Genomic DNA, 12,165 nt, shown 5'->3' with positions numbered 1-12,165 from the left:
CGTGTTGTGGTGCAACGTATTTCGTGAATGGACGAGGGGCGGCGCCGCGGTGGTCGCGGCGCCGCCCCTCGCAGTTCAGGCGGCGCGGGCGGTGCGTAACCCCCAGGCGTCGGCCAGGAGGCGGTGGGATTCCAAGCGGTCGGTGTGGTGGTGGGTGATGGTGGTGATCAGGAGTTCGCTGGCGTCGGTGAGCTCGGCCAGGGCCCGGAGACGCTCGGTGACGGTGTCGGGGGTGCCGACGATCTGGGCGGCCAGGCGGTCCTCGACGAGGCGGAGCTGGTCGGGGGTGAGGGGGGCGGCGGTGTCGGGGTCGAGGTATTCGCAGGCGCCGGAACCGCTGCGGATGCTGTGCACCCAGTGGCCGTAGGTGCTCGCGTGGTGGCGGGCGGTGTCCTCGTCGGCGGCCACGACCACGTCGGCGGAGACGATCACGTGGGGTTCGGCGAGGGTGGCCGAGGGCCGGAACGCCGCCCGGTACGCCTCGACCGCGTCCAGCGCGGTGCCGGGGGCGACGTGGTAGGCGGCGGCGAACGGCAGGCCGAGGCGACCCGCCAGTTCCGCGCTCTCCCCGGCGGTGCTGCCGAACAGCCACAGCTCCACCTCGGCTCCCTCGCCGGGAACAGCGTGCAGCGCTACGTCATTGGAGCCGATATAGCTTCCCTCGAGCAGGGCCTGCACGTCGGCGACCTGCTCGGGGAAGTCCTGCGCCTGCGCGCCGGGCTGCTGCAAGGCCTCGAGCGAGGCGGCGAACTTGGACCGGTCGGTGATCCCGCGCGGATCGAACGGCGGTGGCACCACCACGCCGTCGCGGATCTCGGTGCGCCCGACGAGGGCGTCGAGCACCGGCCGCCCGCCCTTGGTGGTCGAGGTCTCGGCCCCGAACTGGCTGCGCCGATGTCCCGACCGGCCCAACCCCACATCCAGCCGGCCCGGCGCCACCGCGTCGACGGTGCCGAACGACTCGACGATCGAAGCCGAGGTGTGGTGGCCCACCTGTACCGCGCCGGTGCCGACCCGGATCCGGGAGGTCGCGGCCGCGACGAGCCCGAGCAGCGTCAGTGACGACGAACTGGCCACCGACACGAAGTGGTGCTCGGCCAGCCAATACCGGTGGTAACCCCACTGTTCGGCCCGCCGGGCCAGCTCGATGGTGTTGCGCACGGCCTGCGCGGCGGAGGACCCGGCGCTGATCGGCGAGAGGTCGAGGATCGACAGCGGAACGGTCACAGCGTCGGATCCTGTTCTCCCGCTTCGATCGCCACCCGCAGCCGGTTCTCGGCCGGCGCGACCGGGCACGTCGCGAAGTCGCTGAAGGCGCACGGCAGGTTGACCGCTCGGTTGAAGTCCAGCGTCACGGTCCCGTCGGCCTCGACCGCCCCGATCGCCAGCGACCGTGCCGCGGGGTAGGTGGTGACACCGCTGGTGGCGTCGGTGAACAGCACCTTCAGATCGGCGGGGGTGCCGAAGGCGACCAGGGTCTCGGTCGTGTCACCGATCCGGAATTCGATGGTGCCCGCGGCACTGTGGTGGTGTTCGAGTCCGTCGACGACCGCGCCGGTGGTGACGGTGCGCGCGCTGTCGAACGGGGTGAACCGCCCGGTGACGACCCAGCGCGGATCGGCCGGGTAGGCGGGCACGCCGGTGAACGCGGCCAGCGTCGGCGCGGCCGGGTCGTGCACCCGCACCGCGAACTGCCCGGAGCGCCGGATCACCTCGAAGACCCGCTCCTCGTTGAACACGCTCAGCCCGGGCGCGCCCTCGGCCGGGACCAAGATCTGCACGCCGCCGATCCGCTCGCCGTCGACGTCGAGCCGGTCGGCGGGCTGGGCGGTGATGAACACCTTCCCGTCGGTCACCCACCAGGTGCCCGGCAGGCCGTCGATGCGCTCGGGGCTGTCGGTGAGCCAGTGCAGTCCGGCGAGGCTGAGCCAGCCCAGCGGGTCGCGCAGGCCGTCCTCGCGGGCGTTGTGCCAGCGGTGCCAGTCGTCGGTGAACGTGGTTGCGGTGCTGGTGGTATCGACGGTGATCGTCATGACGCGCGTGCTCCTTCGGCGACGGTGTGGTGGTGGGGATGACGCAGACCGAGGTGGTCGCGCAGCGTGGTGCCGGTGTAGGCGGTGCGGAAACTGCCGCGTTCCTGCAATTCCGGCACCACCCGGTCGACGAACTCGTCGAGCCCGGCGGGGGTGAGGTGCGGGACGAGGATGAATCCGTCGGCGGCGTCGGACTGCACGTAGTGGTCGATCTGCTCGGCGACCTGGACCGGGGTGCCGATGAACTGCTGGCGCGTGGTGACCTCGATGATGAGCTCGCGGATGCTCAGGTTCGCGGCCTCGGCCTGCGCGCGCCACGCCTTCGCCACGGCCAGTGGATCTTTCGCGTGCCGCACCCGGCCGCGGGTGATCTCGGTCGTGGTGTCGGGCTCGATGTCGGGCAGCGGACCGTCGGGGTCGTAGCCGGACAGGTCGCGGCCCCAGACCTGTTCGAGGAAGGCGATGGCGGTCTGCGGGCTCACCTGCTGGTAACGGATGTGCCTGGCCCGCTCGTGCGCCTCGGCCTCGGTGTCGCCGAGCACGAACGTCGCCGCCGGGAACACCAGCAGTTCGTCGTGGGAGCGGCCGTATTTCGCCAGCCTGCCCTTGATGTCGGCGTAGAACGCCTGCCCCGCCTCGAGGGTGCCGTGCACGGTGAAGATGGCATCGGCGGCCTTGGCGCCGAATTCGCGGCCCTCGTCGGAATCGCCCGCCTGCAACAGCACCGGATGACCCTGCGGGCTCGGTGGCAGCACGAACGGCGCCTCGATGTCGAACTGGCTGCTGCGGACGGCCGTGGTGGGGACCTCGTGGGCGAAGACGCCGCGCTCCCGGTCGATCACGAGGGCGTCGGCGGGCCAGCTGTCCCACAGTGTCTTCGTCGCCTCGACCACCTCGGCGGCGCGGCGGTAGCGGTCGCTGTGGTCCAGATAGCCACCGCGGCGGAAGTTCTCGCCGGTGAACGCGTCGGAGGAGGTGACGACGTTCCAGGCGGCGCGGCCGCCGGAGAGGTGATCCAGCGAGGCGAACTGCTTGGCCAGCTCGAACGGCTCGTTGTAGGTGCTGTTGATGGTCCCGGCGAGGCCGAGCCTATCGGTGACCGCCGCGACGGCGTTGAGCACGGTCAAGGTGTCCGGCCTGCCCACCACGTCCAGATCGTGGATGCGCCCGCGGTGTTCGCGCAGCCGCAGCCCCTCGGCGAGGAAGAAGAAGTCGAACAGACCGCGTTCGGCGGTGCGCGCCAGGTGCTCGAACGAGGCGAAATCGACCTGCGACTTCGACGCCGGATCGGCCCACACGGTGGTGTTGTTGACGCCGGGGAAGTGCGCGGCGAGATGGACTTGCTTGCGTGGCTTCGCGTTCACAGTGCTGCTCCTTGCGTGGTCGCGGCGGCATAACGGCTGGCCGGGCGGGGGAGGCCGAGCTGTTCGCGCAGGGTGCCCGTCGCCCGTTCGGGGCGCGAGGTGAGCGCGGCGAGAGTGGCGGGCAGCGCCAGCGGTCGCAGCACCACACCGTCGGCGACGGCCGAACCGCCGATCTCGGCGAGCAGGTCGTCGAGTTCGCCCGCGGTGCCGACCTGGGTGAGCCCGGGATCGTCGATCGGCTGCCCCAGCCACTGATCCAGCTCGCGGACCTCAGCCCTGGCCCGCTCGGCCGAATCGGCCAGGTGCACGGTGAGATCGAGCAGCACCCGGACCGTGTCCGGATCGCGGCCCGCCGCGGCGAGGGCGGCGCGCAGCGAAACGCGGTGCGCGGCGGCGGTGGCCAGATCGGGGGCGCTGATCCGCACGAGATCGGCGCGGCGCACGGCGACGTCGACGGCCACGGCGTCGTCGGCGCGCACCGTCACGATCGGCTGACCCTGCGGCGAGCGCGGCGTGATGGACGGGCCCTTCACCGAGAAGTGGTCCCCGGCGAAATCGATGTAGTGCAGGCGATCCCGGTCGATGAACCGGCCGGTAGGCACGTCGCGGATCTCGGCGCCGTCCTCCCAGCTGTCCCACAGCCGGGTCACCACCTCGATCGCCTCGTCGGCCTCGTGCCACAGGTCGGTGCGATCTTGAACCGCCTTGCGGCCGAAAGCCTTCGCCTCCTGGGCCGTGGCGGACACGCCCACTTCCCAGCCGGCCCGGCCCAGGCTCGCGAAATCGAGCGCGGCGATCGCCTTGGACACGTGGAACGGCTCGGTGTGGGTGAGCGGCGCCTGCGGGATCAGCCCGATCCGGCGGGTCAGCGGGGCGACGCGGGCGGCGATCGCGACGGCGTCGAGTCGGCCGCGGGTCACCGCGGTGCCGCCGTCCTGCAGGCCGAACGCGTCGGGCAGGAATATCGCGTCGGCGCCGAGCTGTTCGGCGCGCGCCACCACCTCGGTCCAGTAGCCGGCGGTGAACAGATCCTCGGCACGCGAGTCCGCGCGTCGCCAGGACGCGGGATGCGTTCCGGTGCCCGCGGTCTCGATGCCAAGGAACAGCGTGCCTTCGCTCATCGGGTGGGGTCCTTTCCGTCGAGGGGGTCGATCCGGACGCTCGGTGTGGGAATCGCGGCGAGCAACTCGCGCGTGTAGTCGTGCTGCGGATCGGTGAACAGGGTGGCGGTGGGCCCGGTTTCGACGATGCGACCGTGGCGCAGCACCGCCACCCGGTCGCTGATCTGCCGGACCACGGCCAGATCGTGGGAGATGAACAGGTAGCCGAGCGCGAGCTCGGCTTGCAGCCCGTCGAGCAGGTCGAGGATTTGCGCCTGCACCGAGGCGTCCAGTGCCGAGACCGGCTCGTCGAGCACGAGTAGGTCGGGCCGCAGGGCCAGCGCGCGGGCGATGGCGACGCGCTGGCGCTGGCCGCCGGAGAGCTCGGCGGGCCTGCGCGCGGTGAACTCGGCGGGCAGCGCGACCTGGTCGAGCAGTTCGGTCACCCGGCGGGTTCGCGCGGCGCGGTCGCCGACGCCGTAGGCGTGCAGGGGTTCGGCGATGATGTCGCCGACCTGCCAGCGCGGATCCAGTGACGAGTACGGGTTCTGGTAGACCACCTGGAAGCGCCTGCGCAGCTCGCGCAGCCTGCGCCTGCGCGCCCTGGTGAGGTCGTGCCCGTCGAAGGTCACCGTGCCGCTGTCGGGTTCGGTCAATCGCAGCGCGATGCGCGCGGTGGTGGACTTGCCCGAACCGGATTCGCCCACCAGCGCGAGGGTCTCGCCCCGGTCGAGGGTGAACCCGACATCGTCGACCGCGGTCACCTCGGCCGCGTGGAACCGTTTGTGCAGGGCGCGCACCGACAGCAGCGGCGACTCGGCCCTGGCCCGCGGCGGTCGGAAGCCGGCGGGCGCGAGCGCGGGGGAGGCGGCGAGCAGCCGACGTGTGTAGGGATGCCGCGGATGGGTGAGCACCTGTGCCGCAGGACCGGATTCGACCACCTCGCCGCGTTCGAGCACGACCAGCCGATCGGCCCGCTCGGCGGCGACGGCCAGATCGTGGGTGATCAGCAGGACGGCCGTGCCGCGGGCCGCGATCCGTTCCGCCAGCCGATCCAGCACCTGGCGGGCCACCGTCGCGTCCAGGGCGCTGGTGGGCTCGTCGGCGATGATCAGCTCCGGTCCGCAGGCCAGCGCGATGGCGATCAGCACCCGCTGCCGCTGGCCACCGGACAATTCGTGGGGGAACTGCCGTGCCCGCAGCTCGGGTCGGTCCAGCCCGACTTCCGCGAGCAGGTCCAGCGCCTGCCACCGGGCGCCGCGCCGATCGGCGAGCCGGTGCACCAGCAGCGCCTCGGCCACCTGATCACCCACGCGCAGAACCGGATTCAGCGACAGTCCCGGATCCTGCGGCACCAGTCCGACCCGGGCGCCGCGCAGGCGCCGCAGGGCCTTCTCGTCGGTCGGGTCGACCTTCTCGCCGGCGAAGTCGATGCCGCCGGAGACGAAGCGCGCGGTATCGCCGAGCAGGCCGATCACCGCGTGCGCCAGCGTGGACTTGCCCGAGCCGGATTCCCCGACCAGCGCCACCACCTCCCCGCGCCCGACCTCGATCGAGGCGCCGCGCAGGGCGTCGACCCGGCCGGAGCTGGAGTGGTAGGCGATGCGCAGCTCGTCGACGCGCAGCAGCGGACCGGCCGGGAGCGCTGGAACTTCCGCGTGTGCGGCGGACGCTTCCGCCGCCGACGTCGGGTGTGTGGCCGCCGACTCGCTCATCGGGTCTCCGCCTTTCCCACGAACCGGCCGAGGCGCTGGGCCGACAGCACGACGGTGACGATGACCAGACCCGGCAGCGTCGTCAGCCACCACGCCGACGCGAGGAAGTTGCGGCCCTCCGAGATCAGCGAACCCCATTCGGGGGTGGGCGGTTTGGTGCCGTAGCCGAGGAAACTCAGCGACGACACCGCCAGCACCGCCATCCCGAATTCCACGGCGGCCAGCGCCAGCACGGGCTGGAACGAATTGGGCAGCACGTGCCGGGCGAGCACCGCGTACCAGCGCACGCCGGACGCGTGCGCCGCCTCGACATACGGCGCGTGCTGCACCCGCAGCACCTCCGAGCGCATCACCCTGGCGAAGTTGGCGATCAGCGAGATGCCGACGGCGAGCGCGACATTGCGGGTACCGAAGCCCAGCGCGGTCACCAGGGCCAGCGACAGCAGCAGCGCGGGGATCGAGAGCAGCACGTCGACGACCCGCATGATCGCGGTGTCGACGATCCCGCCCGCCGCGCCGGACAGCAGCCCGAGCAGCGAGCCGATCACCAGGGCGATCCCGACGGCGGTCAGGGTCGCGGTGAGCGAGAGCCCGGCGCCGTGCACCATCCGGGTGTAGAGGTCACGGCCGAGATTGTCGGTGCCGAACCAGTGCGCCGCGCTGGGCGCCTGGAACTTCTCGGCGGGCACGCCGGTCAGCGGGTCGCCGGAGGCGAACACCGACGGCGCCACCGCCCAGCCGACCGCGACGACGAGCACGACGCCCGAGAGCATCAGGCCCAGATGCCCGCGGACCCAGCGCGCCGCCGCGGCGGCACGGTGCGTCCGTACGTGGCTGTCGTCGGCCGCGTCGGGCCGCTCGGCGACCGTGCCACGGCGCACGAGGATGTCAACCATGGACGTTCCCTTCGGTCTCGATGGGCGGGGTGGGATCAGGCACTGTGCACCGCCTTCGCGGCGACATCGGCCTTGGTGTCCGGGAGCGCGGCGCGCGCGGTGGCCCGCCGCCTGCTCGCACCGGTGATGCGTGGATCGAGCAGCGGATAGAGCAGGTCGACGGTCAGATTCACCGCGACGAAGATCAGCGCGGACAGCAACACCACGCCCTGCACGACCGGGATGTCCTGGTTGAGCACGGCGGTCTGGGTCAGCCTGCCCACGCCCGCGCGGGCGAACACCGACTCCACCACCACCGAACCGGCGAGCATGGTGCCGACCAGCACACCCGCGATGGTGAACGCGGGCACGCTCGCCAGCCGCGCGACGTGGCGCCGCTGCACCCACCAGCGCGACGCGCCCTTGGCCAGCGCCACCTCGGTGAACGGCTGCCGCCAGGTCTGCTGCAATCCGGCCGCGAGCACCTGGGCGATCACCGCGCCGATCGGCAGGGCCAGGGTCAGCGCGGGCAGCAGGGTGCCGCGCAGCCCGGTCCCGCCGAACGCCGGGAACCAGTGCAGCCGGAAGGAGAACAGCTGCAACAGGATCAGGCCGGTCCAGAACGTCGGCACCGACACCCCCAGCGGCGGCAGCGCGTTGAGGGTGTTGCGCAGCCACGGGCGGCGGGTGTAGGTGGCGGCGAAGGCCAGCACCACCCCGCCGAGCGTGGCGAACAGCAGCGCCAGCGCGGCCAGCCCGAGCGTGGCGGGCAGCACGTCGAGCAGGGCCTCGGTGACCGGTTGGCCGGTGGTGATGGACCGGCCGAGATCGCCGGTCACCGCGTTGCCCAGCGCGGTCACGTACTGCTCCCACAGTGGCTTGTCCAGCCCGTAGCGCGCCTGCAGTTCCGCGATCGCCGCCTTGTCGACGGCGCTGCCGGGGCCGCCGCCGTCGGCGGCCATCGACACCGGGTCGGCGGGCAGCAGGTACAGCACGGCGAAGGAAATGGTGAACGCGGCCCACATCACCCAGATCGCCTGCAGCAGGCGCGAACCCACATAGCGGACCATGACTAGCGCCCGCTCAGCCAGGTATCGAAGAACTGCAGTCGGGCCGAGGCCTCGAACTTCAGATCCCGGGTGTTGGCGGCCGCGCCGATCGCCTGGGACAACTCGACGGTGGGCAGGTAGAGGCCGTTGTCGAGGATCAGCTGCTGCGCGGTCCCGAGCAGCGCGGCGCGGGCCGCGGGATCGTTGGTGGCCAGCTGCTTGTCGAGGGTCTCGTCCAGCGCCGGGATCGGGCCGCGCGCGTTGAGGTTGCGGCCGGTGAGCGAGAACCACGTGCGCAGGATGTCACCGTCGGCGCGGGTGGAGTTGCTGTAGAAGGAGTCGTAGTCCTTGGAGTTCATCTTGGCGGTGCTCTCCGGGCCCGAGACCAGATCGAGCGTCAGCTCGACGCCGACCTGCCGCAGCTGCTGCTGCACCAGCTCCAGGATCGCCTGGTTGCCCGCGAAGACCTGGCTGAAGGTCACCGAGAAGCTCAGGCGCTCACCGTTCTTCGCGCGGATACCGTCGGCACCGGGCACCCAGCCCGCCTGGTCGAGGATCGACTTCGCCTCGGCCGGGTCGTTGGGCAGCTTCGCCGACAGGTCCGTGTAGGCGGGGGTCGCCGAGGCCAGCGACGAGGTCGCGAACTTGAACTGCGGGCCGAGCACGGTGTCGACGAGCTGCTTGCGATCGAGCGCGGGCAGCAGCGCCTGGCGCACGGCTGGATCGCGCAGCGGGCCGCGATTGACGTTGAGCTGCAAGCCGAACGGCGTGCCTGGGTTGGAGGTGGACAGGATCCGGCCGTCGACGGCCTCGATCTGCGGCGCGTCCTGGGGCAGCGCGTCGCTGATCGCGTCGAGCTGGCCGGAGACGAGACTGCCGGTGCGCACGCCGGACTCGGGAACGACGGTGAATTCGATCCGGTCCAGGTAGGCCTCGCCCTGATGGCCGAAGACCGCCGAGCCCCAGTGGTATCCGGCCCGCTTGGCCAGGGTCACCGAGACGTCCTGCTTGTAGGCGGCGTAGGTGAACGGGCCGCTGCCGATGTTGTCGCCCGCGCAGCGGGCCTCGGCCGGCTTGGCATTGGTCGCCCGGCCCAGGATGCCGAGCTGCGGCGTCGAGGAGGCCTGCAGGAACTGGGCGTTGGGCTGGCTGAACTCGACCCGGGCGGTGAGCTTGTCGACCGCCGTCGTGCCGACGTAGTTGGTCAGGTAGCTCGCGCCCAGCGGCGCCTTCGCACCGCCCAGCTCGACGATCGCGTCGAAGGTGTCGCGCACCGAATCCGCGGTCAGCGCGGTGCCGTCGCTGAAGGTGACGCCGTCGGCGAGGGTGAAGGTGAACACCTTGGCGTCGGGGCTGACCTCCCAGCTCTTGGCCAGCCAGGGGGTGATCGCGCCGGTCTTGGGGTCCTGGTCGGTGAGCGAGTCGACGATCTGGCGGGTGACGTAGATGGTCTGGTTCGACCCGGCCTGGGCCGGATCCGAGCACGACGGGGCCTGGGACAACCCGTAGCGCAGGGTGCCGCCGGGCTGCGGCGGACCGGCCTGCCCACCCGCGCCGCCGGTGTCGCTGCCGCACGCGACCACGGAGGTGGCGACAGCCAGGACGCCGACGGCGGCGGCGAAACGATGACGAGGACCGATCACGGGGTGACTCCAGAGAATTCGCGGCCTGCGGCCAGGGGATGGCTGGGAATGCGGCGGCGCAGTTCGGGCGCCACCTCGGCCTGGTACAGCTCGAGGCTGCCCAGGTAGTCGGTGTCGGCGCGACCGTCGCGTTCGGCGGAGAGATGGATCACCTCGTGGCCGAGCTGCTCGTGGTAGCGGCCGACCTTGTCGATGACTTCCTGCGGGCTGCCGACCAGAGCGGAGCTGCGCGCGAGGAAGTCGTCGATGGTGTCGAACACCAGGGGCAGGCCCAGCTTTCGCGCCAGCGCGCGACGCGCCTCGAACAGCGGCGTGGAGACCGCTCTGGCCTGCTGGGAGGTGGCGGCGACGTGGAAGCCCGCGGTGCCCGCGCCGACGAGCGCGTCGGCGGGGTCGCGGCCGTAGTGGGCCCAGCGCTGCCGATAGTGGCGAACCAGTTCGGCAGACGGCTCGATGGGGTTGGTGACGTCGGCCGAGAACAGCGGATCACCGTGGCGCGCGGCCAGTTCCACCGACTCGCGGCTGGTCGCGCTGCCGTGCCAGATCCGGGCCTGCGCGGGGCCGTTGCCCTTGCCGATGATCAGCTCCAGCCGGCCATCCGCCAGGTTGTCCAGCGTCGCGTAGTCCTCGGACGCGCGCACCGGGTCGAGCAGGCTGAGCGTGGTCACCGCCCGGGTCACCAGCGTGAACAACAGAAACTTCATGCGACAGCAGACCTCGCCACTCTTGCTCCTCCATCGAACCTGGCGGAAGCACCCACACCCGGGAACGGGCGGGTTGCTGCGACGTCATGGAGCCAGGTCTCTCGGTCGCTCTGGATGGTTGTGACCGACCACAGGGGCCGGTACCGAATCAGCATGTGGCACTGCGGCGATACTTCACAACGGTAAGGATCAGCGTGAGCGCAGAGCTTGGAACCGGGGCGGCGCTGGTGCACACTGTCCGCGACGCGCCGACGAAACGACGCGCCTCACCTGCGCGGATTCCGCCGGATACGGGCGTAGCGTCGGATGTCTCCGCGTCGATGAGGAGTGCGTTGTGACCGTGCCGCGTCGTTTCACCGCCCTGACCACGCTGGCGGCCTGCGCCGCCGCGCTGCTGCTGGCCGCGCCCACCGCGGCGGCCGTGCCCGCGACGGTAACCAGGGATGCGCCCGCCGCCACCCCGACCGCCGGTCCCGGTGACCTGCTCGGCGCGTATCAGACCGTCGTCGACACCCTGAAAGCGCTGGGCATCCAACCGTTCCTGTACCCGACGGTCGCCGCGAACTGCGCGGGCGACGGCCTCGGGCTCGTGCCCGCCGTCGCGGGCGCGGTGCCCGGCCCGTGGCCCGCCAACGCCGTGCAGATCCCCGGTCTCGACCTCACCGCCGTGAAGTCGGGCCAGACGATGTTCACCTTCCTGCCCTACGGCCTGGCACCGGACACCGCGGCCACCGAGACCTCCGGCATGCAGGTGGCCTGGCTCAATATCAGCACCGGGCGCGGCGGGCTGGCCTCGATGGGCTCCATCGCCGACGTGGTGCGCGCGCTGGTCCCGCCCGAGGTCCCCGTCGAACTGCGCCCCATCGCCGAGACCGCGATCCGCGACTTCCTCTTCGCCGCCGTCCCGGTCGGCGGTGTGCGGGCCGTCCCGGTCGACACCGGCCACGGCACCGTCCTGGCCGCCGTCTTCGGCACCACCGACAACGCGGGCCGCTCCTGCTTCTTCTTCCCGACCGTCGGGATCACCGAGGTTCCCTGAGGGCTCAGCGGGGACTCGACGGACTCGCGCGCGCCGCCGCACTCGGCGGCAAGCGGGTGGTCTACGCGACCAACGGCTTCGACGGTGTTCCTGGCCGCCATGCTGGTGCTGGTCCTGGCCGATGGAACAGCGCGTGCGGCAGCCGCCTTAAGGTGGCCCCGCGGATCTGCTCTCTTCCTGCGTGGCGCCGGATCGCGTGGCGCCGGATCGCGTGGCGCCGGATCGCTTGGGGGTCGAGGATCTCGTGGCTGTGGCCGGATCTTCGTCGGGGCGGCAATCGCGATCTCGTCGACGGTATGTCGCGGCTGCGGCTGACCCGGACGACGAGCCGGGGGATGGGCGGCGAATTCTCGTTGCGGATCACCGATCGCTGAGCGCGGCCGGGCGCGTCAGGCGTGCTGGGCGCTCGCGGTCTCCGGCGCGACCAGTGGGCGCTGCTTCCAGCGCAGCGTGCCGGTGCGATGGCGGTAGTGCGACCGGGTCCACAGCGCCAAGTAGTGCGCCACGCCCAGCGGGTGGGCGAGCGCGGAGGTGAGGTCGGTGCGGGTCGGCCGCTGCCGGGTCTCGGTGGCGCGGGCGGCGAGGCGGCCCACCACGGCGGCGAGGTAGCCGAGCAGTCCGGCGCGGCGGACCCGGCCGCGTG

Annotated in this window: 10 protein-coding genes, 1 pseudogene and 1 riboswitch; of the genes and pseudogenes, 1 reads left to right on the top strand and 10 read right to left on the bottom strand. The window is 71.8% G+C overall.

The features are described from left to right. Window positions 1-75: 75 nt before the first annotated feature. Genes ATM97_RS07650 through ATM97_RS07610 form a run of 9 tightly spaced genes read right to left on the bottom strand, consistent with a single transcriptional unit; the run spans window position 76 to window position 10,483 of the window. Window positions 76-1,227 (bottom strand): LLM class flavin-dependent oxidoreductase, encoded by a 1,152-nt coding sequence (locus ATM97_RS07650; protein ID WP_218717247.1) that lies wholly within the window; start codon window positions 1,225-1,227, stop codon window positions 76-78. Beyond that, the gene (locus ATM97_RS07645; RefSeq protein WP_218717246.1) at window positions 1,224-2,033 is read right to left on the bottom strand and encodes a DUF1684 domain-containing protein; all 810 of its coding nucleotides are present in this window, start codon (window positions 2,031-2,033) and stop codon (window positions 1,224-1,226) included. The genes ATM97_RS07650 and ATM97_RS07645 overlap by 4 nt, the downstream gene beginning before the upstream one ends. Next, on the bottom strand, window positions 2,030-3,397 hold the full coding sequence (locus ATM97_RS07640) for an NtaA/DmoA family FMN-dependent monooxygenase (RefSeq protein ID WP_218717245.1): 1,368 nt from the start codon (window positions 3,395-3,397) through the stop codon (window positions 2,030-2,032). The genes ATM97_RS07645 and ATM97_RS07640 overlap by 4 nt, the downstream gene beginning before the upstream one ends. Next, entirely contained in the window at window positions 3,394-4,518 is a 1,125-nt protein-coding gene (locus tag ATM97_RS07635; protein ID WP_218717244.1) for an LLM class flavin-dependent oxidoreductase, read from the bottom strand. The genes ATM97_RS07640 and ATM97_RS07635 overlap by 4 nt, the downstream gene beginning before the upstream one ends. Beyond that, entirely contained in the window at window positions 4,515-6,212 is a 1,698-nt protein-coding gene (locus tag ATM97_RS07630) for an ABC transporter ATP-binding protein (protein WP_218717243.1), read from the bottom strand. Before ATM97_RS07630 ends, ATM97_RS07635 begins: the two co-directional genes overlap by 4 nt. Next, window positions 6,209-7,108 (bottom strand): ABC transporter permease, encoded by a 900-nt coding sequence (locus ATM97_RS07625; protein ID WP_218717242.1) that lies wholly within the window; start codon window positions 7,106-7,108, stop codon window positions 6,209-6,211. Before ATM97_RS07625 ends, ATM97_RS07630 begins: the two co-directional genes overlap by 4 nt. A gap of 35 nt (window positions 7,109-7,143) precedes the next feature. Further along, complete coding sequence (locus tag ATM97_RS07620) at window positions 7,144-8,157, bottom strand: ABC transporter permease (protein WP_218717241.1); 1,014 nt, start codon at window positions 8,155-8,157, stop codon at window positions 7,144-7,146. A 2-nt stretch (window positions 8,158-8,159) separates the two neighbouring features. Then, on the bottom strand, window positions 8,160-9,779 hold the full coding sequence (locus ATM97_RS07615; RefSeq protein WP_218717240.1) for an ABC transporter substrate-binding protein: 1,620 nt from the start codon (window positions 9,777-9,779) through the stop codon (window positions 8,160-8,162). Then, window positions 9,776-10,483, bottom strand: coding sequence for an LLM class flavin-dependent oxidoreductase (locus ATM97_RS07610; RefSeq protein WP_218717239.1), 708 nt, complete (start codon window positions 10,481-10,483; stop codon window positions 9,776-9,778). Before ATM97_RS07610 ends, ATM97_RS07615 begins: the two co-directional genes overlap by 4 nt. Before the next feature lie 27 nt (window positions 10,484-10,510). After that, window positions 10,511-10,604: riboswitch (SAM riboswitch) on the bottom strand. A 213-nt stretch (window positions 10,605-10,817) separates the two neighbouring features. On the opposite strand from ATM97_RS07610, the gene ATM97_RS07605 reads away from it, so the two are divergent. Then, entirely contained in the window at window positions 10,818-11,522 is a 705-nt protein-coding gene (locus ATM97_RS07605; protein ID WP_218717238.1) for a hypothetical protein, read from the top strand. A 389-nt stretch (window positions 11,523-11,911) separates the two neighbouring features. Here the strand turns inward: ATM97_RS07605 and ATM97_RS07600 are convergent. Then, window positions 11,912-12,165 (bottom strand): annotated as a pseudogene (locus ATM97_RS07600) (glycosyl transferase); the annotation flags it as partial.

Source organism: Nocardia sp. MH4 (assembly GCF_019266065.1).
Classification (GTDB): domain Bacteria; phylum Actinomycetota; class Actinomycetes; order Mycobacteriales; family Mycobacteriaceae; genus Nocardia; species Nocardia canadensis.
The sequence above is the reverse complement of the archived record's forward strand: the minus strand, read 5'-3'. Positions and strand labels throughout refer to the sequence as shown.

Bases quoted from the DNA above. Each gene is read 5' to 3' on its own strand.
- ATM97_RS07635 (WP_218717244.1), bottom strand. From the start codon at position 4,518: ATGAGCGAAGGCACGCTGTTCCTTGGCATCGAGACCGCGGGCACCGGA.
- ATM97_RS07630 (WP_218717243.1), bottom strand. From the start codon at position 6,212: ATGAGCGAGTCGGCGGCCACACACCCGACGTCGGCGGCGGAAGCGTCC.
- ATM97_RS07610 (WP_218717239.1), bottom strand. From the start codon at position 10,483: ATGAAGTTTCTGTTGTTCACGCTGGTGACCCGGGCGGTGACCACGCTC.
- ATM97_RS07625 (WP_218717242.1), bottom strand. From the start codon at position 7,108: ATGGTTGACATCCTCGTGCGCCGTGGCACGGTCGCCGAGCGGCCCGAC.
- ATM97_RS07620 (WP_218717241.1), bottom strand. From the start codon at position 8,157: ATGGTCCGCTATGTGGGTTCGCGCCTGCTGCAGGCGATCTGGGTGATG.
- ATM97_RS07645 (WP_218717246.1), bottom strand. From the start codon at position 2,033: ATGACGATCACCGTCGATACCACCAGCACCGCAACCACGTTCACCGAC.